The sequence below is a fragment of the Streptomyces sp. NBC_00029 genome (assembly GCF_045160505.1).
Classification (GTDB): domain Bacteria; phylum Actinomycetota; class Actinomycetes; order Streptomycetales; family Streptomycetaceae; genus Streptomyces.
The window spans coordinates 3135165-3155374 of sequence record NZ_CP108292.1; the positions used below are offsets into that span (position 1 = coordinate 3135165).

Annotated in this window: 21 protein-coding genes and 1 tRNA gene; 9 read left to right on the forward strand and 13 right to left on the reverse strand. The window is 71.7% G+C overall.

Annotated features, from left to right (window positions below; translation table 11 throughout):
* Window positions 1–292 precede the first annotated feature (292 nt).
* Together OG753_RS14950 and OG753_RS14955 are read right to left on the reverse strand one after the other, a co-directional pair.
* Window positions 293–1045, reverse strand: a complete 753-nt coding sequence (locus OG753_RS14950; RefSeq protein ID WP_405788736.1) for a hypothetical protein — start codon at window positions 1043–1045, stop codon at window positions 293–295.
* A 114-nt stretch (window positions 1046–1159) separates the two neighbouring features.
* On the reverse strand, window positions 1160–3235 hold the full coding sequence (locus tag OG753_RS14955; RefSeq protein WP_405788737.1) for a bifunctional glycosyltransferase 87/phosphatase PAP2 family protein: 2076 nt from the start codon (window positions 3233–3235) through the stop codon (window positions 1160–1162).
* A gap of 107 nt (window positions 3236–3342) precedes the next feature.
* On the opposite strand from OG753_RS14955, the gene OG753_RS14960 reads away from it, so the two are divergent.
* Complete coding sequence (locus OG753_RS14960; protein ID WP_405788739.1) at window positions 3343–3702, forward strand: antibiotic biosynthesis monooxygenase family protein; 360 nt, start codon at window positions 3343–3345, stop codon at window positions 3700–3702.
* A gap of 118 nt (window positions 3703–3820) precedes the next feature.
* Here the strand turns inward: OG753_RS14960 and OG753_RS14965 are convergent, their stop codons facing one another.
* Window positions 3821–4216: a nuclear transport factor 2 family protein gene (locus OG753_RS14965; RefSeq protein WP_405788740.1), complete on the reverse strand. Its 396-nt coding sequence runs from the start codon at window positions 4214–4216 to the stop codon at window positions 3821–3823.
* Window positions 4217–4324: 108 nt separating this feature from the next.
* On the opposite strand from OG753_RS14965, the gene OG753_RS14970 reads away from it, so the two are divergent.
* Window positions 4325–4882 carry a GNAT family N-acetyltransferase gene (locus tag OG753_RS14970; protein WP_405788742.1) on the forward strand — a complete coding sequence of 186 codons (558 nt, stop codon included), beginning with the start codon at window positions 4325–4327 and terminating at the stop codon, window positions 4880–4882.
* Window positions 4883–4945: 63 nt separating this feature from the next.
* Here OG753_RS14970 and OG753_RS14975 read toward each other — a convergent pair whose 3' ends face one another.
* Window positions 4946–6988: an MFS transporter gene (locus OG753_RS14975; RefSeq protein WP_327266759.1), complete on the reverse strand. Its 2043-nt coding sequence runs from the start codon at window positions 6986–6988 to the stop codon at window positions 4946–4948.
* A gap of 329 nt (window positions 6989–7317) precedes the next feature.
* The gene (locus tag OG753_RS14980; protein ID WP_405788744.1) at window positions 7318–7890 is read right to left on the reverse strand and encodes a hypothetical protein; all 573 of its coding nucleotides are present in this window, start codon (window positions 7888–7890) and stop codon (window positions 7318–7320) included.
* A 10-nt stretch (window positions 7891–7900) separates the two neighbouring features.
* Here OG753_RS14980 and OG753_RS14985 point away from each other — a divergent pair, with 10 nt between their 5' ends.
* Both OG753_RS14985 and OG753_RS14990 read left to right on the forward strand, forming a co-directional pair.
* On the forward strand, window positions 7901–8074 hold the full coding sequence (locus OG753_RS14985) for a peptidoglycan-binding domain-containing protein (protein WP_327262299.1): 174 nt from the start codon (window positions 7901–7903) through the stop codon (window positions 8072–8074).
* A 134-nt stretch (window positions 8075–8208) separates the two neighbouring features.
* Window positions 8209–8892, forward strand: coding sequence for an HAD-IA family hydrolase (locus tag OG753_RS14990; RefSeq protein ID WP_405788746.1), 684 nt, complete (start codon window positions 8209–8211; stop codon window positions 8890–8892).
* A 648-nt stretch (window positions 8893–9540) separates the two neighbouring features.
* On the opposite strand, the gene OG753_RS14995 is transcribed toward OG753_RS14990, so the two are convergent.
* From OG753_RS14995 to OG753_RS15005, 3 genes are all read right to left on the reverse strand, one after another.
* Window positions 9541–10620, reverse strand: coding sequence for a hypothetical protein (locus tag OG753_RS14995; RefSeq protein WP_327262301.1), 1080 nt, complete (start codon window positions 10618–10620; stop codon window positions 9541–9543).
* A gap of 547 nt (window positions 10621–11167) precedes the next feature.
* Window positions 11168–11695: a DinB family protein gene (locus tag OG753_RS15000; RefSeq protein WP_405792673.1), complete on the reverse strand. Its 528-nt coding sequence runs from the start codon at window positions 11693–11695 to the stop codon at window positions 11168–11170.
* Window positions 11696–11975: 280 nt separating this feature from the next.
* Window positions 11976–12557 carry a TMEM165/GDT1 family protein gene (locus tag OG753_RS15005; RefSeq protein ID WP_327262302.1) on the reverse strand — a complete coding sequence of 194 codons (582 nt, stop codon included), beginning with the start codon at window positions 12555–12557 and terminating at the stop codon, window positions 11976–11978.
* A 610-nt stretch (window positions 12558–13167) separates the two neighbouring features.
* Here OG753_RS15005 and OG753_RS15010 point away from each other — a divergent pair.
* The 4 genes from OG753_RS15010 to OG753_RS15025 all read left to right on the forward strand — a co-directional run bounded on the left by OG753_RS15010 (window position 13168) and on the right by OG753_RS15025 (window position 17130).
* The gene (locus OG753_RS15010) at window positions 13168–13812 is read left to right on the forward strand and encodes an HNH endonuclease family protein (protein ID WP_327266761.1); all 645 of its coding nucleotides are present in this window, start codon (window positions 13168–13170) and stop codon (window positions 13810–13812) included.
* Between the two features lie 94 nt (window positions 13813–13906).
* Window positions 13907–15565, forward strand: a complete 1659-nt coding sequence (locus OG753_RS15015) for an alkaline phosphatase D family protein (protein ID WP_327262303.1) — start codon at window positions 13907–13909, stop codon at window positions 15563–15565.
* A gap of 197 nt (window positions 15566–15762) precedes the next feature.
* Window positions 15763–16398, forward strand: coding sequence for a DedA family protein (locus OG753_RS15020; protein WP_030757731.1), 636 nt, complete (start codon window positions 15763–15765; stop codon window positions 16396–16398).
* A 177-nt stretch (window positions 16399–16575) separates the two neighbouring features.
* Window positions 16576–17130 (forward strand): hypothetical protein, encoded by a 555-nt coding sequence (locus OG753_RS15025; RefSeq protein WP_405788748.1) that lies wholly within the window; start codon window positions 16576–16578, stop codon window positions 17128–17130.
* A 12-nt stretch (window positions 17131–17142) separates the two neighbouring features.
* On the opposite strand, the gene OG753_RS15030 is transcribed toward OG753_RS15025, so the two are convergent.
* Both OG753_RS15030 and OG753_RS15035 read right to left on the reverse strand, forming a co-directional pair.
* On the reverse strand, window positions 17143–17367 hold the full coding sequence (locus OG753_RS15030) for a DUF2277 domain-containing protein (protein ID WP_266484671.1): 225 nt from the start codon (window positions 17365–17367) through the stop codon (window positions 17143–17145).
* A gap of 15 nt (window positions 17368–17382) precedes the next feature.
* Entirely contained in the window at window positions 17383–18027 is a 645-nt protein-coding gene (locus OG753_RS15035) for a TRADD-N-associated membrane domain-containing protein (RefSeq protein WP_327262305.1), read from the reverse strand.
* A 126-nt stretch (window positions 18028–18153) separates the two neighbouring features.
* On the opposite strand from OG753_RS15035, the gene OG753_RS15040 reads away from it, so the two are divergent.
* Window positions 18154–18228 carry a 50S ribosomal protein bL37 gene (locus tag OG753_RS15040; protein WP_100661309.1) on the forward strand — a complete coding sequence of 25 codons (75 nt, stop codon included), beginning with the start codon at window positions 18154–18156 and terminating at the stop codon, window positions 18226–18228.
* Window positions 18229–18291: 63 nt separating this feature from the next.
* Here OG753_RS15040 and OG753_RS15045 read toward each other — a convergent pair whose 3' ends face one another.
* The 3 genes from OG753_RS15045 to OG753_RS15055 form a co-directional block, all read right to left on the reverse strand.
* Window positions 18292–18897, reverse strand: coding sequence for a DUF4352 domain-containing protein (locus OG753_RS15045; protein ID WP_405788750.1), 606 nt, complete (start codon window positions 18895–18897; stop codon window positions 18292–18294).
* A gap of 483 nt (window positions 18898–19380) precedes the next feature.
* Complete coding sequence (locus OG753_RS15050) at window positions 19381–19860, reverse strand: HIT family protein (protein ID WP_405788752.1); 480 nt, start codon at window positions 19858–19860, stop codon at window positions 19381–19383.
* Window positions 19861–20078: 218 nt separating this feature from the next.
* Window positions 20079–20153 (reverse strand) — tRNA-Val (locus OG753_RS15055).
* Window positions 20154–20210: the final 57 nt, after the last annotated feature.

The window sequence follows — 20210 nt, forward strand, 5'->3', positions numbered from 1 at the left end:
TCGAGCCCCACCGGTGCGCTGCCCCCCTGCCCGGCACACCCCCAGCCCCGCCGGCGCTTGAGGCGCGGGGGTCCGGGGGCAGGGCCCCCGGCAACGGCGCCGCACCCGTTCGAGTGGCGCCCCACCCCGATCAGGGCGATCCTGGCAAACAGCGGCGATCCAGCCGAAGGGGCGCCGGGGCAGCGAATGCCCCGGCGCCCCTTCGGCCTTCCCGAGCCAAGCCTGGCCAGGCGGCGGCCAGGCGGCGGCCAGCCGGCGGCCAGCCGGCGGCAGCGCAACGGCCCGGCCAGGGCTACGGCTCCGACGGCCGCCCCGCAACCACGTCGTACACCCGCACCCGCACCCGCCGCTGCCACCCCTCCCTCTCCTCCCGCACCCGCGCCCTCCGCTCCTTCCGCCCCCCGGCGGGATACCGCGCCCGCGCCCACGGCGACCCCGGCCGGGCCAGCCGTACCGCCCCGACCAGCGCGAAGAACGGTACGAGGATCCCCAGCAGCCCGGTGAACACCTTCCCCTTGGCCAGCGTCACCAGCGCGAACGCCGCGTTCAGCGCGACCACCACCACGTACGACCAGTCGGAGACCCTCGTACCGCCCTCCGAGACCTCGGCGTCGTCGACGCCGAAGGGCGACGCCCCCAGCAGCAACAGCCCGCACGCCGCCGCGCCGACCACCACCGCGTCCACCGAGAGCCGGCCCTCCTCGGACCAGTAGACGTCCTTCAGGTGCAGGATCAGCGCGAACTCGTCGAGCACCAGCGCCGTCCCGATGCCGAACACCGCCGCATCGATCTCCGCCCACGGAGTCTTGTTGCCGATCGGGGAGGCGAGCCCCAGCCCGCCGACGATCATCAGCACCACGCCGAACACCACGTGGTGGATGTGCAGCCCGCCCGGCGTGACGTTCTTCGGCCACCAGGAGACCTGCGCCCGGATCAGCCGGACGCTGATCCGGATGAAGAGGAACGCGCCGAGGAAGCCCAGCAGCAGGCACAGCAGCGGCTGCTTGCCGGGCTCGACGATCTGGCGCTGGTACCAGTCGCCCACGGTCAGGCCGCCCGCCCGGCCGGGGCGACCCCTGTCGGCTTTGCGCTCATGACCCGATGCTGGCACCGCGGCGGACCCGCCGCCCGGCGGGAGCGGACGTCGCGCCGGCGCCGGCTACGAGCTCCGCGCCGCGTCCCGCAGCTCCCGCTCCGTGTCGCTCGACCCTTCGCTCGACCCTTCGCCCGGCGCCTCGCCCGACCGCTCGCCCGGCGCCGGCGCACCCGTACGCTGCCCCGGCAGGCTCAGCTGCAGCCCCCGCGGCCCGGAGAGCGCGTACACGAGCCCGAATCCGGCGCCCACGACGACCGCCCCGCCCACCGCGTCCAGCACCCAGTGGTTGGCGGTGGCGACGATCGCGCACACCGTGATCAGCGGGTGCAGCGCCCCGAGCAGCTTCTGCCAGCCCTTCGGCGCCAGCACCACGATCACGATCCCGCACCACAGCGACCAGCCGAAGTGCAGCGACGGCATCGCCGCGTACTGGTTGGAGATCGCGGTCATGGCCCCGTACGAGGGGTTGGCCAGGTCCTGCGGCCCGTGCACGGTGTCGATGAAGCCGAGACCCGGCATCAGGCGCGGCGGCGCCAGCGGGTAGAGCCAGAAACCGACGAGGGCGAGGACGGTGGCCAGGCCCAGGGAGGCCCGTGCCCAGCGGTAGTCGCCGGGGCGCCGCCAGTACAGAACCGCCAGGATCGTCAGCGGGACGACGAAGTGGAAGGAGGTGTAGTAGAAGTTGAAGAACGCCTCCAGCCAGGGCGTACTCACCACGGCGTGGTTCACGGCGTGCTCGATGTCGAGGCCCAGCGCCCGCTCGATCCCGAGGATCTGGTTGCCGTTGCCCTCGGCGAGGGAACGGCTGGTGGGGGCCGCTGCCCGGATGTGGGAGTAGAGCGAGTAGCCGACCCGTATCAGCAGGAGTTCCAGCAGCAGGTTCGGGCGGGACAGCACGCGCCGCCAGAACGGCAGCAGCGGCACCCGCGACCAGCGGGCCGCCGCCGGGCGCCCGTAGTCGGTCGGTACTGGCTCGCGCCAGTACGGCGAGGAGCGCGGCAGGAACGGCACCGCGCAGGCCGCCGCCACCGCGGTGAGCAACAGCACGTTGTCGCGTACGGGGGCCAGTGCGGCCAGGTTCGGCAGCAGCACCGCGCTCGGCAGGGTCATGGCGAGGACCACGGCCACCGGCCACACGGGCCGGTCGGCGGCGCGCTTGCCCACCTTGCCGGCGACGGCGAGCAGCACCCACAGCAGCTGGTGGCGCCAGCCGGCCGGGGACACGGCGACGGCCACGCAGCCGGTGACTGCGACGGCGAGCAGCAGCTGGCCGTCGCGGGCGTAGCGGACGGCGCGGCGCAGGCCGAACCAGACGATGGCGCCCGCGAGGGCCGCGTAGAGCAGGATCTCGAGCGGGCCGGTCAGGCCGAGGCGCAGCAGCGCGCCGTGCACGGACTGGTTGGAGAGGCCGTCGGGGGCGCCGCCCAGGCCGGTGCCGGCCAGGTGCTCGATCCAGTACGTCCACGAGTCGCGCGGCATGGCCGCCCAGGACAGCGCGGTGGCCGCTGCGAAGGTCACGGCGGCGGTGCGTGCGGCGGGGCGGCGTCCGGTCAGCCACAGCAGCGGGGCGAAGAGCAGGAGGGCCGGCTGGAGCGCGGCGGCGAGGCCGACGAGGAGGCCCGCGGGCCGGTCGCCCGGCACCCGGAAGACGGCCAGCAGCACCAGCAGGACGGGCAGGAGAGCGGTCTGGCCGGGTGAGGCGGCCTCGCGGACGGGGAGCGAGACCATCATCAGGGCCGTGAGCACGGGCGCGGCGAGCAGCGCGGTGCGCCGCGGCACCGGGTCGGGAAGGCCGCGCGCGGCGACGAGCCCGATGGCGGCGACGCACAGCAGCGTCAGGCAGGTCCAGGCGACCTCCAGCGACGGGGCGGCGAGGCCGGCCAGTGGCTTGAGGACCAGCCCGGCGAAGGGGGTGCCGGAGAACTGGCCGGTTTCGTAGATCGACCCGGGCAGGCTCCCGGGGAGGTGGAAGCCGTTCAGCCACTCGCCGGGTGGCACCCGCAGCACTGCGGCGGCCTGTCTGACGGCGAGGGCGCCCGCCAGCGCCCACAGGAGGAGGCGTGCTGCCCCGAGCCTGCTCTCATCGCCTATGACTCCGGCATGTCCGTTCGCACCGCTGTGCTCTGCCGCGTTAGCCACGCCTCGCCGGCCTCCCGCCGTTTTGACCGCAACCCTGACTTCGCCCGGCTGCCGCGCTCCATTACCCGCACGACGATATCTCCCGCGGGATACCTAGGATGGCCCTCATGAGCATCGTGAAGATCAACGCACTGACGGTTCCCGCCGAGCAGCGGGAAGTTCTGGAGCAGCGTTTCGCCTCGCGGGCCGGGACGGTGGAGAGCTCGGACGGGTTCGAATGGTTCGAGCTGCTGCGTCCCGTGGAGGGTACGGACCAGTACTTGGTCTACACGCGGTGGCGTTCGGAGCAGGACTTCCAGGCGTGGATGGAGGGGCCGATGAAGGCCGCTCACCAGGGCGGGGGCGGCGCGGCGGGCGGCGCGGCGGCCGGCGGTGAGGGTGGTGGCGAGCGGCCGAAGCCCGCGGCCTCCGCCTCGACGGTGTGGTCCTTCGAGGTCGTGCAGCAGGCGGCGCCGAAGCAGGCCTGACGCGGTGCGGGGCCCGGCCCTCTTCCGGGCCGGGGCCCGTGGTGGTGCGTGTCGCAAGCGTCGCGGATACCGCGGGTTCTACGGGCCGGGCAACGGTCAGGCCCGCAAAGCGCCGTGGTCAGGCCCAGAAGGCGTCTTCCTCGTCGATGTCCGCGGTGCACGCGTCAATGTCGGTGATCTTGTTGCCGATGATCGTGAAGAAGAGTCCCTGGCGGATCTCGATGCCGCGGTCTCCGCGGTCACCGCGCGCCGTGTGGAAGCTCATCACGTGGCCGCGCCCGTCCGCCAGCACCGATTCCAGGTGCACCTGGAAGGTGCCGCTGGTCTCCTCGCCGAGGCGGCGGTAGAGGTCGAGGACGTTCTCCCGCCCCTTGTGATGCCCGGACAGGGGGTTGCTGCCGGGCACGTGGTGGATGGCGTCGGCCGTCAGCAACGTGCCCATCATCTCCATGTCGCCCTTGCCGAAGGCTTCGTAGCCGCGGCGGACCAGGGCACAGTCGGGATGCTCTGACATGGCGTTTCCCACCCTCCGGGTACGCGAGGAATGTCCTTTTTCCTATCATCGGCCCGGCCCTGTGGATATTCCACGCGGGAGATCCTCCGCGAACTCCACAATGACGCCATGACCACTCACAGCGAACACCGCACAGCCACCTCATCCGCCACCCCGTCTGCCACCCCGTCCGCTTCGGCCCGGTCGTGGACCGTGACCCCCGAGCCCTTCACCACCCGGGACGCCACCGCCCTGCGCCGCGCGTACTACGCCGAGGTCGCCGGCCGGTACTGGGAACGGCAGGTCACCGAAGCCGAGATCGACCAGGGGCTGCTGGACTTCCCGGACGACGAGCTGGTCCCGCCGACCGGGCGGTTCGTCGTGGGCAGGCTGGACGGCGAGCCCCTGGCGTGCGGCGGGGTCCGGCTGCTCGACCCGGTCACCGCCGAGCTCACCCGGGTGTACGTCGACCGGCGCGCCCGCGGCACGGGCGGCGGGGCGGCCCTGCTCGAGGCCCTGGAGGCGGAGGCCCGCGCACTGGGCGCCGGGCGGGTCCGGCTGGACACCCGGTCGGATCTCGTGGAGGCCCGGACGCTCTACGCGCGGCACGGGTATGCGGAAATACCGGCCTACAACGCGAGCCCCTACGCCGGCCACTGGTTCGAAAAGATCCTCACGGCGCCGTAGCCACTGGCCGGCGACCACCGTCGGGGCGGCGGGGCAGCAGGGCAGCAGGGCAGCAGCTACGGCCTAGTGGGCGGCGTGGTCCCGGCGCGGCTCGGAATCGTAGGGCTCCTCGGCATCGGAACCGCACAGCTCCGTATTGAGCTGCTCCACCAGTTTCACCAGGTCGGTCGGACGGTCCGGGCCCCACCAGTCGCCGAGCAGCTCGGCGAGGGACTCCTGCCGGGCGTCGGCGAGCTTCGCGGCGCAGATCCGCCCCTCGTCGGTCAGGACCAGCGGCAGCCCGTCCCGGACGGCGAGCCCGCGCCCCTCGATCTGACGGGCGGCATCCGTGATGATCTTCAGTGGCACATTGGTGCGGTCGGCGAGCAGCGAGGGCTCCGCGGAGCCGTACTTCTTGATCCGCAGCAGCAGCCAGCTGGCCGCGGGCAGCAGGTCGTAGCCTGCCTTCTCGGTGATCTTCTCGTAGACGTGGCGGCGGCCCTCACGGGTGCCGAGGACCGACAGCGCGCGGGCGACCTCGTCGTGGGAGGAGCGGTGGACGGGGTTGGAGGCCAGGGTCTCCGTCACATCGGGGGCGGTGACCGAGCCGCGGAGCTTGTCCTCCTTCAGGAACCAGGCGATCACGAAGGCGATCAGAACGATCGGCACGGCGTACAGGAACACGTCGGTGATGGCGGTGGCGTAGGCGTCGAGCACCCGCGGCTGGAGGTCGGCGGGAAGTGCGCCGATGGCCCGTGGGTCGGCCTCCAGCTGCGCGACGCTCGCACCGGCCGGCAGCGTGACACCGGCGAGGGAGGCGGACAGCTTGTCGTCGAGCTGGTTGGTGAAGACCGTGCCGAAGATCGCGACGCCGAAGGAGGCTCCGATGGAGCGGAAGAAGGTGGCACCGGAGGTGGCGACCCCGAGATCGGCGTAACTGACCGCGTTCTGCACCACCAGGACGAGTACCTGCATGACCAGGCCGAGCCCGGCGCCGAAGACGAAGAAGTAGACGCTCATCTCCAGGGTGGAGCTGGTGCGGTGCAACTGGTGGAGGAGGAGCAGGCCGAGCGCGGTCACCGCCGTGCCGGTGATCGGGAAGACCTTCCAGCGCCCGGTACGGCTGACGATCTGACCGGAGACGGTGGAGGTGATCAGCATGCCGATCACCATCGGCAGCATGTGGACGCCGGACATGGTCGGTGAGACGCCCTGGACGATCTGGAGGAAGGTCGGCAGGTAGACCATCGCGCCGAACATCGCGAAGCCGACGACGAAGCTGATCACCGAGCAGAGGGTGAAGGTGCGGATCCGGAACAGGCCCAGCGGCAGGACGGGCTCGGCGGCCTTGCGCTCGACGAGGAGGAAGCCGGCGAGCAGTACGACACCGAGGACGGCGACGCCGATGATCCGGGCCGAGCCCCAGCCCCAGGTGCCGCCGAGGGAGGCGACGAGCACGAGGCAGGTGGCGACACAGGCGATGAGGAAGGTGCCGAGGTAGTCGATGCGGTGCTTCGAGGAGCGTGCCGGGATGTGCAGGACGGCGGCGATGACGACGAGCGCGACGAGACCGATGGGGAGGTTGATGTAGAAGACCCAGCGCCAGGACAGGTTGTCCACGAACAAGCCGCCCAGCAGCGGGCCCAGCACGCTGGTCGCACCGAAGACACCGCCGAAGAGGCCCTGGTACTTGCCGCGTTCACGCGGCGGGACGATGTCGCCGACGATCGCCATCGACAGCACGATCAGTCCGCCGCCGCCGAGGCCCTGCAGGGCGCGGAAGCCGATGAGCTGGGGCATGTCCTGGGCGAGCCCGCACAGTGCCGACCCGATGAGGAAGAGGACGATGGCGTACTGGAAGAGCCTCTTGCGTCCGTACTGGTCGCCGAGCTTGCCCCACAAGGGGGTGGCGGCGGTGGAGGCGAGCATGTAGGCGGTGACGACCCAGGACAGGTGCGCCATGCCACCGAGGTCACTGACGATGGTCGGCAGGGCGGTGGAGACGATGGTCTGGTCGAGTGCGGCGATCAGCAGGCCCAGCAGCAGGGCTCCGATGGAAACGAGTACCTCGCGGGAGGTGTGCTCGGCGCCGGGGCCGGTCTTCGCCGGGTCGGGAACAGGGTCCATCGCTTCCGCGGTCACATCCTGAGCCATCGATACCTCCTCAGGCCGGATCAACATCTCCATCCTGAGCGGTGTGTCCGGTTATGGCCTCTCGGGCGGTTGGGAGGGCCCCTGCGGGTCTGCATAATCGCAGGCAATAGCCAGGAGGGGAGTCCAGTGAGCCGTCAGCACTGTCCAGAATGCGGCGCCGCCGGCGCGGGCTGCGGGTGTGTGCCGGGGGTCGGTTTCAACCCCTTGCGCATCCGCCCGTACGTGACGTTGCCCGACCCCGGCGAGCCGGACACGCAGGTGTCCCCGCAGCCGGTGTCCGGCGCGGTCGCGCCGAACCCGCATCAGGCACCGGCTCCGGTGCCGGTGTCCGGGCAGGACGACACCCCGGCGTACGGGATACCCGTGCCACCACTCGACGTGCCGTGGCCGGCCGGGCCGCAGCACGCGCCGCATCCGGCCGAGACGGTCCAGCTCCGCACGATCCCGGCAGCGGACCACACACCCGGCGGCGGATGGGGAGGGGGAGGGGGCGGCCCGGAGAGGCGAACCGGCCCCACCTCCCGGAAGCCCTTGGCGCTGCTGCTCGGCGCCGCGGCGGCGGTCGCCCTCAGCGGGACGGCCGTGGCGGTGTGGGCGCTCCCCAGTTCCAGTGGGAGCGATGCGGCGCTGGTCGAGGCGAAGCCGCCGGCGCCCGTGTCGAGCGCCGCCCCTGCCGCGCCCTCCGCGAGCCCGTCCCCGCGGAGGACCGGCCCGTCCGCCTCGGCCTCCCCGTCGCCGAGCGCCTCGAAGTCGGCGTCCCCGTCGCCCAGCGCGTCCCGTACGACGGCGCCGGCGTCGCCCAGCCCGACTCCGAGCGCGAGCCGCGCCTCCAGCCCGCCGCCCACCCACGCCCCGACCCTGCGGTACGGGGACACGGGTCCGGAGGTGGAGAAGCTCCAGCGGCTGCTGTCGGCGCAGGGTCTGTACCGGGGCAAGATCAACGGCCGGTTCGACTGGCGGGTGGAGGACGCCCTGTCGGAGTTCCAGTACGACATGGGCATCGACCATCAGGAGTGGGGCTTCTACGGCCCGATCACCCGCAAGGCTCTGGAGGGATGAGGGTCACATGCCCGCCGGTGGCGCAGACCGCCCTTTATTTTGTATCGTGAGGGAACAAAGTGGTTCCGTCCTCATTCCCTGACCGGTGGACGGAACCACTTGTTCTCTTTCCCGCCCCGTCTGGAGCCCCGCCGATGCCGGCCAGCACCACCACCGCACCTGTCGTCCTCACCGCCAAGGCCCTGCTCCTGGACATGGACGGCACGATCGTCAACTCCGACGCGGTGGTCGAGCGCTGCTGGCGCGACTGGGCGGTGTCCCACGGGCTGGACCCACAGGAAGCCATGAAGGTGGTCCACGGGCGCCAGGGCTACGCCACCATGGCCGTACTCCTGCCGGACCGTCCCATGGAGATCAACCACGCCGAGAACGCGGTGATGCTGGCCCGCGAGACGGCCGACACCGACGGCGTGATCCCGGTCGCGGGCGCCCCCGAGTTCATGGCCTCGATCGACGGGCTGCCGCACGCCCTGGTCACCTCCGCCGACGCCGCCCTGGCCACGGCCCGGATGACCGCCGCCGCCCTGCCGATGCCCGCGATACGGATCACCGCCGAGTCCGTACAGGCCAGCAAGCCCGATCCCGAGGGCTTCCTCATGGGCGCCGCAGCACTGGGCGTGGACCCGGCCGACTGCATCGTCTTCGAGGACTCGGCGGCGGGCATCACCGCGGGCCGGGCGGCGGGCATGCGCGTGATCGGCGTGGGCCCCCGCGCAGCCACCCACGCCCCGACGGCCCACGTCCCGGACCTGACGGCCCTCCACGTCACGACCACCGCGGACGGCTCGATCACCCTCACGGTGCGGGCAGCGGCGTAGGACGTACGAACCCACCGCGCCCGGGACCAGGCCGCAGGACGGCGGCTTCGGGCGGCGGGATCCCGGCTGGGCGGTGGCCGGAGACGTGTATGGGGGTTTCCCGTCAGTCCCATCGTCTCTCCGTGTCGGGCCGGCCCCTCAAGGGCGCTCCTCCTTCGTCGTCGCGTCGCTACGCGATGGCCTTCGGCCACCCTTGACCGACCGACCCGCCCCGGACATACGAAGACTGCCGGGAAACCCCCAAAGGAACGGGCCGGGGGACAAGAGACAGGAGCGGGGCGGCCGGAGAAGCCCTGCCCGGTCGGGGGAAGGCACGCCCCCGAGACGGGGCCCATCCAGACCAGGGCCCGGGTCGGGGGAAGCGCGTCCGATCGCTACGCGCTCCTCACCTCTCAGCGTCTCCAGCCCGTCCTGGGCCGGACATAGGCCGCCCACGGTCCCGGCATGCCCGTCGCCATGCGTCCGACGACCGTCCGGGGCCCGCCATAAGCCGCCCACGACGCCCCGGCGCTCCTCATGGAGGGCGCCTGAGGGCTGTCCGGGGTGGAAAGACGCCTGACAGCGGCCATTCCGTCGTGGAGTCGGGTCAGCGTGCGTCGGCGATCCAAAAGGCTGACTGTTTGACCCAATTACACCGTTTGGCGATGGTCAGGACGGCTGGTTGATCCCGCCAGCGAACGACGTACGAGCGAACCAGGTCCGCGTCTCGTCTGCGGTCAGGACGCGGCTCAGTTCGGCCGTGCCGGGGAGATGGGGGAAGAACCGGTCGGCGTTCCAGCTGCGCCGGTACGTCGGCTCGTCGAGCACGAGCAGGCGGCGCCCCTCCACTACGGGAATGTCGTCGGGCAGCCCTTCGTTCCAGATCCGCTCGCCGTCCGGGGCGAGGAGCTCGAAGGCGCCGGTCGCGGCGGCCTGGGTGCGCCCCTGGGCAGGTTCGGGATCCGTGGCCAGGCGGACGCTCTCCGCCGAAGGGGCAGTGCCGGGCACCTGGCCGCCGCCGATGAGGACATGGGCGAGCAGGGTGTGCAATTGGAAGTTGTCCCCGATGCCACCTATGCGCACCTCGAAGCCGGTCCCGGTGGGCTTGTGCAGCACCACGAGGGGCTCGTCGTCCAGAACCGCCAACGCGTACGCGAGGCATTTGAGGTCGTGACGGTCCAAGGCAGCCACATCACGGCAGGCGGGGAGGATCGCGGATGCGTGCCGTCGGCGCACTTCAGCACTGCGGCACAGCACGGCCAGCGCGGGCGGCTGCCATCCCTCGACCGAGCACCAGGCCAACGCCAACCGCAGGGCATCGTGCACGTCGCCGCCGAGGCGGGCCAGCAGCGCGTCGTCGATGATCTCTTCGTTCGGCTCCGGCAGTTCGTCCCCAGCAGCGCCGGTGGAGGTCCAGCGGCGGGCGAACTCCAGGGCGTCCATCAGCTCCTGGTGGACGCTGCTGAGGATCGGCACGGCGCAATCGGCCGGATCGGCCCCGCGCTCGACACAGAAGCCGGCCGCCATCGCGAGCATCCTCCGCGGGCCGGTGGGCGGGAAGTCCGGAAGCAGCGCCGCCAACCGGGGTCCGGCCAGAACGCGTTCAGTGTTCGGCGCCGACTGCACGGCCTTCACCATGGCGGTGAAGGCACGCTCGGTGCGGCCGCCATCGCGAGCGGCAACCGCTTCCTCCAGCTCGGACACGATGGCGGTGAGGCCAGAAGCCTTCCGCTTCCACTTGAAGATCACCGGCACACCTTAGGCTCGAGGCCTGTCCGACATCGTCTGACCAAGACCGTTCGAATCCTTTCGACCGCTATCTGCTGTCGAAATCGTTACCGCGCAAAGAGCCACCCCAGCCGGCCGTCAGCCGCCGTCGATGCCAGATACCTGGGTCATGGGCGTATGTCCGGCCCAAGACGGGCTGGAGACGCTGAGAGGTGAGGAGCGCGTAGCGATCGGACGCGCCTCCCCCGACCCGGGCCCTGGGCTGCATGGGCCCCGTCTCGGGAAGGTGCCCTTTCACGCCCGACCGGGCAGGGCTTCTCCGGCCGCCCCGTCCCTGAAAGGAATGCCCGGCCCGTTCCTTTGGGGGCTTCCCGACAGTCTTCGTATGTCCGGGGCGGGACGGTCGGTCAAGGGTGGCCGCAGGCCATCGCGAAGCGACGCGACGAAGGAGCGCCCTTGAGGGGCCGGCCCGACACGGAGAGACGATGAGACTGACGGGAAACCCCCATACACGTCCCTGACCACCGCCCCAGCGGCTCCCGCCGTCCCCGAAGCCCCCGCCCCACCCCTACTGCCCCACCCGTCCGTCGATCCGTTCCCGCAGGAAATCCGCGTGGCCGTTGTGGCGGGCGTATTCCTCGATCATGTGGACCAGGACCTCTCGGAGCTCCATGGGCCCGTCGCCGTGTCCGGCGTCACCCGTGACGTCCAGGCTGGGTGCCTCCGCAACGAGTCGTTCCGCGAAGGCGACTTCGGCCCGCCAGGTGGACCACGCTTCCGCGACCACCGCCGGGTCGGCCACCGCGCCCGTGAACTCCCCCGCACGGTCCTCCTCCGAGCGGTAGTGCCGACGTATCTCCTGGCCCGCCATGACCTGCCGGAACCAGTGCTGCTCGACGCCCGCGAGGTGGCGTACGAGACCCAGCAGCGACAGGTTGGACGGTTCGACTGAGCGCCGCGCCATGGCCTCCGTGTCGAGGCCCGCACACTTGAGCTCCAGCGTCAGGCGCTGGTCCCGCAGGTAGCCGGCGAGTACGGCGCGCTCGCCCTGGAACCCTCCGTCGGTCCGGGTGTCCTCGTCGGGGTGGACGAACATGTTGGACCAGCCGAACTTCCGCTCCTCCGCAGGCACGGACGCAGGCACGGACGCGGACACGGGCGCATGCACGGGCTCGACGATGGAGCCGACAGGAGGAGCGGCAGACCGGTCGGCAGGAGGAGCGGCACACCGGTCGGCAGAAGAGGCGGTGGAAGCGGCGGAAACGTCGGTATCGGTCACGCGCCCGAGCGTGACCCGCGCCTTCACCTCCCGCAAGGAAATATCCGCCCGCCTCCCGGCCCGCCCCTCCCGCCCCGCCCGGCCCCCTCCCCGACCGTCAGCCCGCGATCGCCTCGTACAGCGAGAACGCGGCCAGTGCCGCCATCACGGCAGCCGCGATCTTGGTGATGAGCCGCAGGGGCACGTACTTCATCAGGGTGCGCCCGCCCAGGATGCCGATGCCCGCGACCGCCCAGAGGGCGAGCACGGCGCCGATGCCGACCGAGACGGGGTTGTCGTACCGGGCGGCGAGATTGGCGGTCATGATCTGGGTCAGGTCACCGAACTCCGCCACCAGGATCAGCATGAAGCCCGCCCCGGAGACCTTCCAGAAGGACTGGTCGGCGGGCGGCTTGATCTCCTCGTCCCCGTCGTCCTTCTTCAGGAGCAGCATGGCCGCGCCCGCCAGGAAGAGGATGCCGACGACGGCTTGGACGAGCCGGTGCGGGAGCAGCGTGAGGACGCTGCCTGCGGCGATGGCGAGTGCGACGTGTACGGCGAAGGCGGCTGCGACGCCCGCGAAGACGTAGGAGGCGCGGTAGCGCGTGCCGAGCATCAGACCGGCGAGGGCCGTCTTGTCGGGGAGTTCGGCAAGGAAGACGACGCCGAAGGCGATCGCCGTGATGCTGAAGCTGAACACGGGGGTGGAACCTCAATCGGTCGGGCAGGACGCCATCGGGACCGAGAGACCTGGGGTGTTTCAGGGGTCGCTTCGGCTCGGCGGCGCCCTGGCTTGCGCATGCGCGTACGAAACGCGCCTGCGCCTGAACAGGACACTGCGGCCGAAGGTCTCGCTGGCCGGCCGCTGTCCGCGGCCTGCCTCCGGGCGCCGGCTGGGGTGACCCAGCAGTATGTCGACGGTCCGGCGAAGAGCTACTCCCCTTCTGCTCCGAACAGGGTACGCGACGCCCGCCACCGGCCGGAATGGGCCTTTGGTCCTCCCGCGACTCCGGATCCGGCGCGCCCCGGCCTTCCCCTGCAGGACCCCGAGCCCCGCTCCGCCCCTCGCCCGGCCCCACCGCTCGCCCGCTCCTCACCCGGCCCGTCCCACCCGGCGCCGCCCGCCCCCACCATCGGAATCTCAAATTCCGTTTAAATCGGCCTCGTTGACGACTTGATGTGACGTGCTCATGTCGCCAGGCTGTCACCTGGCGCCCATCCCCGCGATACCCGGCGCCGCCAATATGGCCACGCCCCGCCGGGGTCGCACGGCCCAACCCCCCGCACCCAGGGAGCCCCTCATGGCACTCATACCCAGCATCTACGCGCGTCGAATTGGCGTGCTCGCGTCAGCAGCGGCGCTCGCCGCGCTGACTTCCCTCCTCAACGCCCCGGCCGCCCAGGCCGCCCCGCCCACCCCCATCAGCGCCTCGGCCGCCCGCGCCTACCTGGCCACGGTCACCCCGAAGACCGAGGGATCAACCAGCGGCTACAGCCGCGACCTGTTCCCGCACTGGAGCACCGTCTCCGGCAGCTGCAACACCCGCGAGACCGTCCTCAAGCGGGACGGCGTCAATGTCGTCCAGGACTCCGCCTGCGCCGCGGTGAGCGGAAGCTGGTACTCCCAGTACGACGGCGCCACCTGGACCGCGGCCTCCGACCTGGACATCGACCACGTCGTCCCGCTCGCCGAGGCCTGGCGTTCCGGTGCCAATTCCTGGACCACGAGCAAGCGCCAGCAGTTCGCCAACGACCTCACCCGCCCGCAGCTCATCGCGGTCACCGACAACGTCAACCAGGCCAAGGGCGACCTCGACCCCGGCAAGTGGCTGCCCTCGCGGACGGCCTACCGTTGTACGTACGCACGGATGTGGGTCAACGTGAAGCAGTACTGGGGTCTGAGCATGGACTCCGGCGAGAAGACGGCCCTGGTCAACATCCTGAACGGCTGCTGACCAAGCCGGCCGATCTTTCCCCCGCCAGGGGGAGGCGTGGCTCCCCCCACCCGTCGTACCGTGATCGAAGGGGATACGGAGGAGGGGGAGTTGGATGGCCGGACTGCGTCTGGGACCACTGCTGCGCCACGTCGACTGGGACACGGGCGCCTCGGCCACGATATGGGTCGAGGCGGACCGCCCGTGTACGGCCGAGGTGCGGTGCGCCGACGGGGCGGGCGGCAGTGCACGCACCTTCCAGATCGCCGGCCACCACTACGCACTGGTGCCGGTGACCGGCCTCACCCCGGGCACGACCACGGCGTATGAGGTGCTGCTCGACGAGCGGCCTGTGTGGCCGCTGTCCGGCAGCGGCTTCCCGCCGAGCACGATCACCGCTCCGGCCGTGGCGGGTCCCGGCCGGCCCGGGCCCGGGCTGCGCGTCACCTTCGGCTCCTGCCGGCAGGCCGCGCCGCCCGCCGGCCGGCACGGGCCGCACGGCGCGGACGCGCTCGACACCCTCGCGGTGCGGCTGGCCGCCGACCCGGAGGCCGAGCGCCCGGACATTCTGCTGCTGCTCGGCGACCAGGTGTATGCCGACGCGCTGTCCCGCGAGACACGGCAGTGGCTCGCGGCCCGGCGGGATCTGCGGGAGCCGCCGGGCGCCCAGGTCGCGGACTACGAGGAGTACACCCGGCTCTACTACGAGTCCTGGCTCGACCCGGACATCCGCTGGCTGCTGTCGACGGTGCCCAGCCTGCACATATTCGACGACCACGATGTCATCGACGACTGGAACACGAGCGCGGCGTGGCTGGCGGAGATGCGGGCGACGCCCTGGTGGCGCGAGCGTGTCCTCAGTGGGCTGATGTCGTACTGGGTGTACCAGCACATGGGCAATCTCTCCCCCGCCGAGCTGGCTGCCGACGGGCTGTACGAGGCGATACGGCAGACCCCGGACGGCACGGACGTACTGCAGGCCTTCGCGTCCGCGGCGGATGCCGATCCGGGCACGGTGCGCTGGAGCTACCGTCGCGACTTCGGCCGGACCCGGCTGCTGATGGTGGACACCCGGGCCGCGCGGGTGCTGGCCGAGGATGGGCGGGCGATGCTCGATCCGGCGGAGCAGCAGTGGCTCCGGGAGAACGCCCTGGCCGGGCACGGAGGGTACGACCACCTCCTGATCGGGTCCTCGCTGCCGTGGCTGATGCCGCCGCTGATCCACGATGCCGAGACGTGGAATGCCGCGCTGTGCCGTGGTGAGCGGGGTCCGCGTTGGGCGAGGATCGGGGAGGACCTGCGCCGGCGCAGCGATCTGGAGCACTGGGCGGCGTTCCCGGCCTCGTTCGCGGCGCTGACCGATCTGATCGAGGAGGTCGGGACGGGGCCGCGGGCTCCGGCGACGGTGTGCGTGCTGTCCGGGGACGTGCATCACGCGTATGTGGCCGAGCCTCGAATAGCGAGTACGGCTCAGGTGTTCCAGCTGACGTGCTCGCCGGTTCACAATTCCATCCATACCGCGGTGAAGTGGGGTTTCAGGCTGGGCTGGTCCCGGACGGGGCGGTGGCTGGGGCGCGGCTTCTCCCTGCACGCGCGTACGGGGCGGCCGCCGGTCAACTGGCGGCGTACGGGTGGGCCCTGGTTCGGCAATCAGCTGATGACGCTGGCCCTGTCGGGGCGGACGGCACGGCTGCGGCTGGACCAGGCGCGCAAGAAGCGTGCGGGAGCAGTGCTGGTGACGGTGCTGGACCGGGATCTGACGGCGGCGGAGTAGGAGCTGCGGCGGGCTCAGGCTGTGCGGGGCGGTGCGGTGCGGCGGACCCGGCACGGCGGTGGTCCGGGAGGCGCCCCGGGCGTCCGGGGTGCCAACGCCGGGCGTACGCTGTATGGCTGTCAGCCGCTCCTGCCGCTCCCCCGCGACGTCGCGGCGCTTCATGCCGCAGCACGTCAACCGGACTGGGGAGTCCCGCTTTGTTTGAGACGCTGGGTTCGCTGACCGCGAGCCCATGGATCTACGCCCTCGTGGCGCTGTCCATCGTGCTCGACGTCTTCCTCCCGGTGCTCCCGAGCGGGGTTCTGGTGATCACCGCTGCGGCGGCCGCTGCGGCCGCCGGGGCGGCGGGACCTGTGCCGGTTCCGGTGCCCGAGCAGGTGCCGGACATCCTGCTCCTGCTCGTGATCGCCACGACCGCTTCGGTGCTGGGTGACATGGCCGCGTTCCGGCTGGGCCGGCGTGGTGGAGCCCGGCTGGACCGGGCCATCGCCCGTTCCCGTCGGCTGACCCGGGCCCATGAGCGCCTCGGTACGGCTCTGGCACGCGGGGGTGGCGCCCTGGTGGTGATCGCCCGCTTCGCCCCGGCCGGACGTTCGGTGGTGTCCCTGGGGGCGGGCAAGACCCAGCGCAAGGTCGCAGAGTTCCTGCCCTGGTCGGTCCTGGCGGGCATGGCCTGGGCCGGCTACAGCGTGGCCCTCGGCTACTTCGGCACCCAGTGGCTCGGTACTCAGTGGCTGGGCACCGCGCTCTCGGTGGTCGCCCTCTTCGCCGCGGGCGCCCTGGCGGCGTTCCTCGTGCGCCGGCCGCCGCCGGCCGCGGCGACCGCGGCGTAGGCCGTTCGCCGCGCACGGGGCTCGGCTCCCCCGTGCGGAGCAGTGGCTCACCCGTTCACCCGGCCCCGATCGCCGCCCCCGGCCCGGGCTCCTAGCGTCCAGAGCACGGTGCGCTCCGAATCCGCGTCACATCCGTGGCCCGGCCGCGCCGTTTCGACGAGCCGAGGAGTCCTCTCCATGCCCGCCAAACCGCCCCCCGCCCCGGCAACCGCACCGTTCGCACTGGCTTCCGCACCGGCATCCGCATCGTCCGCGGCAGCGCGCCGTCTGATGACGGTCGCGGCCGCAACCCTCATCGCCGCTGCCGCCGCTCCCGCCACCCTCGCCTACGCCATCCCCTCCGCCACCGTCTCCCCCACCGCCGTCGCCCCGGGCGGGCGGGTCGCGCTCAATGTCGCGGGATGCGGCACGCAGGTCGCCCGGGTCACGTCGACCGCCTTCTCTGAGGTACGGCTGACCCCGGGCAACCCGGCGGCCGCCAACCTCATCGGCAGCGCCACCGTTTTCAACAACGCCCCCACGGGAGCGCACCGCGTCCTCTTCGAGTGCGGCGGCCCCGGCGGTGAGCGGGTCACCCTGTCGCTGCAGGTCACCACGGGGGCGGCGCGTGGTGGCACGGGCGGCAGCATCGGTTCGATGAGCCCCGGGCAGATCGCTCTGGGCAGCGTCCTCACCGCGGGCGCGCTGGGCGCCGGAGTGTGGGTGATGCGCCGCCGCGCGGCGGCCTCGTAGGCCGTGTCCGGGTTATGCCGGGGCGGCCTGCCCCCGTACGTGCACCCCGTCGAGCAGGGCCGCGGTGGCCTCGGCGACGGCGTCCACCGCCGCCTCGAACACCTCGCGGTTGTGCGCGGCGGGCACCCGGAACCCGGACACCTTCCGTACGTACTGCAGGGCGGCGGCGCGGATCTCCTCCTCGGTCGCCTTCTCGGGGATGGCGGGCGGGCGCAGGGTCTTAATGGAACGGCACATACCCCTACTATCCCGCTAGCGGGGCAGCTCGGCCCCGGAAAGTTTCATGATCAACCCGGCTTGGAGCCGGGCCCTGAGCCCCGGATCCTCGACCGCCTCCAGCAGCTCGATGGCCTGCTGGGTCGTTTCGACGGCCCGCCGGTCGTCGCGCAGCGAGGCGGTCTGTTCGGCCATGTGCTTGAGCGCGATGTCGGCCCGCCGGTGGAAGAGCTGGCCGATCAGGGTGGTGACCACTCCGGCCGAGCTCGTGACGATCCCCAGGTACAGCTCCCCGCCGGCCTCGGCCTTCCAGACGGCCAGCCCCACTCCGAGGAGCAGGATCGCCGCCCCGACCCCGGCGAACCGCTGGCTGGTCGCGAAGCTGCTGCGCGCCTGGGTCAGCCCGTAGGCGTAGTACTCCACCAGAATCGGCGTGAAGTCGTCCCGCCGGTCCCCGGACCGCGCCGCGGGGTGCTGGATCCCGCCGACGTCCTCGAACTTCCGGGCTCCCGGGATCACGGTCGGCCCACCGGCCTCGGCCGGCTCGGCCAGGCGCTCGAGCAGCCGCGCCCGCTCCTGGTCCCGCTTGCGCTCGAACCCCGCCCCCAGGGACCGCTCCATCAGCGCCAGCACCCCGGCGACCACGGCCACGACCAACCCACCCCACGCGAGCTCGCCCATCCTCCGACGATCCCACGCCCCGAACCGGCGGCCAAGAGAGCGTCCGCCTCCCCAAATGCGGATGAACCCCACCGAACCTAGACTGACCGAGGCATGAACCTGTCGCCGACGAGGGAGACCACGACCATGGCGAAGCGAGGCAACAAGCGTCGGGCCCGCAAGAAGAAGAAGGCCAACCACGGCAAGCGCCCCAACGCCTGAACCGAAAGGCCCCCGACCACCCGTGGCCGGGGGCCTTCGCGTTTCAGTTCCTCGTTCGGCCCACTAGCGTCGGGCGGTCAGATCGGCCGTGGTACCGCCGCTGAACAGCGAGTCGTGCAGCTCGATGCGGACGGGGTCGGCTCCCTTGGGGATGTCGAAGACGACGATGCCGTCGACGGCGTTGCCGGGGTTGATCTGCTCGAGGAACGACTCGCTCCCGTCGATGAGCAGCGATGCGCCGACGTCCGCGCTGTACTTGCTGCCGTTGCGGTCGATGAGCTTCTGGTCGGACCCGTCGAAGATCTGGGCCCTGTCCCCGATGTTCCTCACGGTCATGTGCACGAGGAAGAACTGGCCTTGTGCATCCCGGCCGTACGCGCCGCCTCCGACATGGCTCACCCCGGGCTGGAGCCTGGTGACCGTGAACTCGAACTTGCCGTCCCGGACCGGCTCTCCGAGGCCGGGCGTGGGCTCGGGCTTCGCGACCGCCTTGGCCGACGGTACGGCGGCAGGCTCCTTGCCGCCGACCGATCCGGCGATCCCGAAGGCCACGAAGAGGGCGGTGACGGCGAGCAGCACCGTCAGCAGCGGATGCCGGGAGAACCACGTGCGTCTGCCCGGCGGACGCTCCGGGGCGGGCCCCCACTGCGGCGGTGGCTGAGGGCTCATGGCGACCTCCGGGCTCGGCCCTGCGGATCCCATTGTCACGCCGCGGGACCCACCCGGCGCCCCGAGCCCTTCCGCCGCTCTGCAGGGCCGAGGAAGCACAGTGCGTCCGCACCGGAGACCGCGGTCGGGCCGGAGCACTACGGGCCGGTGACCGCGAGCGCGGAGCGGTTGGCCTCGGCCTGCGCCGACAAGTCGCCCAGCGGGCAATGGATGCGGGCCCCGGGGATGGGGTCGAAGTCCCGACCCCGAGGTGCCGTGGCGAGGTGGTCGGAGGGGACGATGCTCCTCGCCTCGATCAGACTCCAGCCGGCCTGGACCTCCGCGGTCTCCCCGTCTCCGGACGAGACCCGCAGGAGCCGATGCGCAGCCTGAGGTCCTCGTGGGCGCCCTTGGCGGAGACGCGATCGAAGTGCAGCGCGATCCCTGCGGGCATGGCGGCTTCTTCCGTACAAGTACGGGTCGGACGCAGGTCGCCGTCCGCCGTCACGCGTCGGAGCGCAACTGGTCCAGCTCGCTGCCGATCGCCTCGCGCAGTCCGTCGTGCTGCGGGCCGAGTGCGTGCTGCTCGTCGCTCCAACTGCTGGGCGGATAGAGCCATACCGGCTTCCGCACCAGGTCGGACGGCTCCCACTCGAACCGCGGCCATACGTGCGCGTGCAGGAAGCCGTCGGTATTGCCCAGGATCTCCAAGTTGACGCGGCGGAAGGCCCCGTCGAGCCGACGGCAGGCCCGCTCGACCGCTTCTCCCAGTCGGTCCATGTCGGACAGGAACGCCAGCCGCCTGCCCTTGGTCAGGTCCGACAGCCTCTCCACCGCCGGATCGTCGACCAGGAGCACCGAATAGCCCGGCAGGAACTGCACGTCGCCGATCACTGCGAACCCGGCGTCCAAGCGCCTGAGCACCGAAGGGTTTTCACCCCGCAGCGCAGTTCCGATCCGGTCCGCCCGCCAGTCAACAGTCATGGCCAGAACCTACCCGGATGTGATCACTCAGCGCCCCGGGGCACGCCGACGGCCGCCATCCGCCAGTCCGGGAACACGGGACGGCAGCCTTGCCGACCACCGCCCCCGCCCCGCCCCACCCCGTCCCGCAGAGTTCTCGGCGCCCCCAATCCGCTCCCGCAGGTGTCAGATCCGGACGCAAAAGGCCCCCCGCCATGATCGGCGGGGGGCCTTTGTGCTGGTGGGCGCGGACGGTTTCGAACCGCCGACATCTGCTTTGTAAGAGCAGCGCTCTACCCCTGAGCTACGCACCCGTGGATGAGTGGACAGCCTACATGGCGGGCGCACCCCCCACGCAAACCCGTTCGCGT

Excerpts from the sequence above, each read along its gene's own strand:
- OG753_RS15000 (WP_405792673.1), bottom strand. The coding sequence starts at position 11,695 with ATGTTCGTCCACCCCGACGAGGACACCCGGACCGACGGAGGGTTCCAG.
- OG753_RS15045 (WP_405788750.1), bottom strand. The coding sequence starts at position 18,897 with ATGAGCCCTCAGCCACCGCCGCAGTGGGGGCCCGCCCCGGAGCGTCCG.
- OG753_RS14960 (WP_405788739.1), top strand. The coding sequence starts at position 3,343 with ATGAGCATCGTGAAGATCAACGCACTGACGGTTCCCGCCGAGCAGCGG.
- OG753_RS15035 (WP_327262305.1), bottom strand. The coding sequence starts at position 18,027 with ATGGGCGAGCTCGCGTGGGGTGGGTTGGTCGTGGCCGTGGTCGCCGGG.
- OG753_RS14965 (WP_405788740.1), bottom strand. The coding sequence starts at position 4,216 with ATGTCAGAGCATCCCGACTGTGCCCTGGTCCGCCGCGGCTACGAAGCC.
- OG753_RS15015 (WP_327262303.1), top strand. The coding sequence starts at position 13,907 with ATGGCCGGACTGCGTCTGGGACCACTGCTGCGCCACGTCGACTGGGAC.
- OG753_RS14970 (WP_405788742.1), top strand. The coding sequence starts at position 4,325 with ATGACCACTCACAGCGAACACCGCACAGCCACCTCATCCGCCACCCCG.
- OG753_RS15050 (WP_405788752.1), bottom strand. The coding sequence starts at position 19,860 with ATGACTGTTGACTGGCGGGCGGACCGGATCGGAACTGCGCTGCGGGGT.
- OG753_RS14975 (WP_327266759.1), bottom strand. The coding sequence starts at position 6,988 with ATGGACCCTGTTCCCGACCCGGCGAAGACCGGCCCCGGCGCCGAGCAC.
- OG753_RS15025 (WP_405788748.1), top strand. The coding sequence starts at position 16,576 with ATGCCCGCCAAACCGCCCCCCGCCCCGGCAACCGCACCGTTCGCACTG.
- OG753_RS15030 (WP_266484671.1), bottom strand. The coding sequence starts at position 17,367 with ATGTGCCGTTCCATTAAGACCCTGCGCCCGCCCGCCATCCCCGAGAAG.
- OG753_RS14990 (WP_405788746.1), top strand. The coding sequence starts at position 8,209 with ATGCCGGCCAGCACCACCACCGCACCTGTCGTCCTCACCGCCAAGGCC.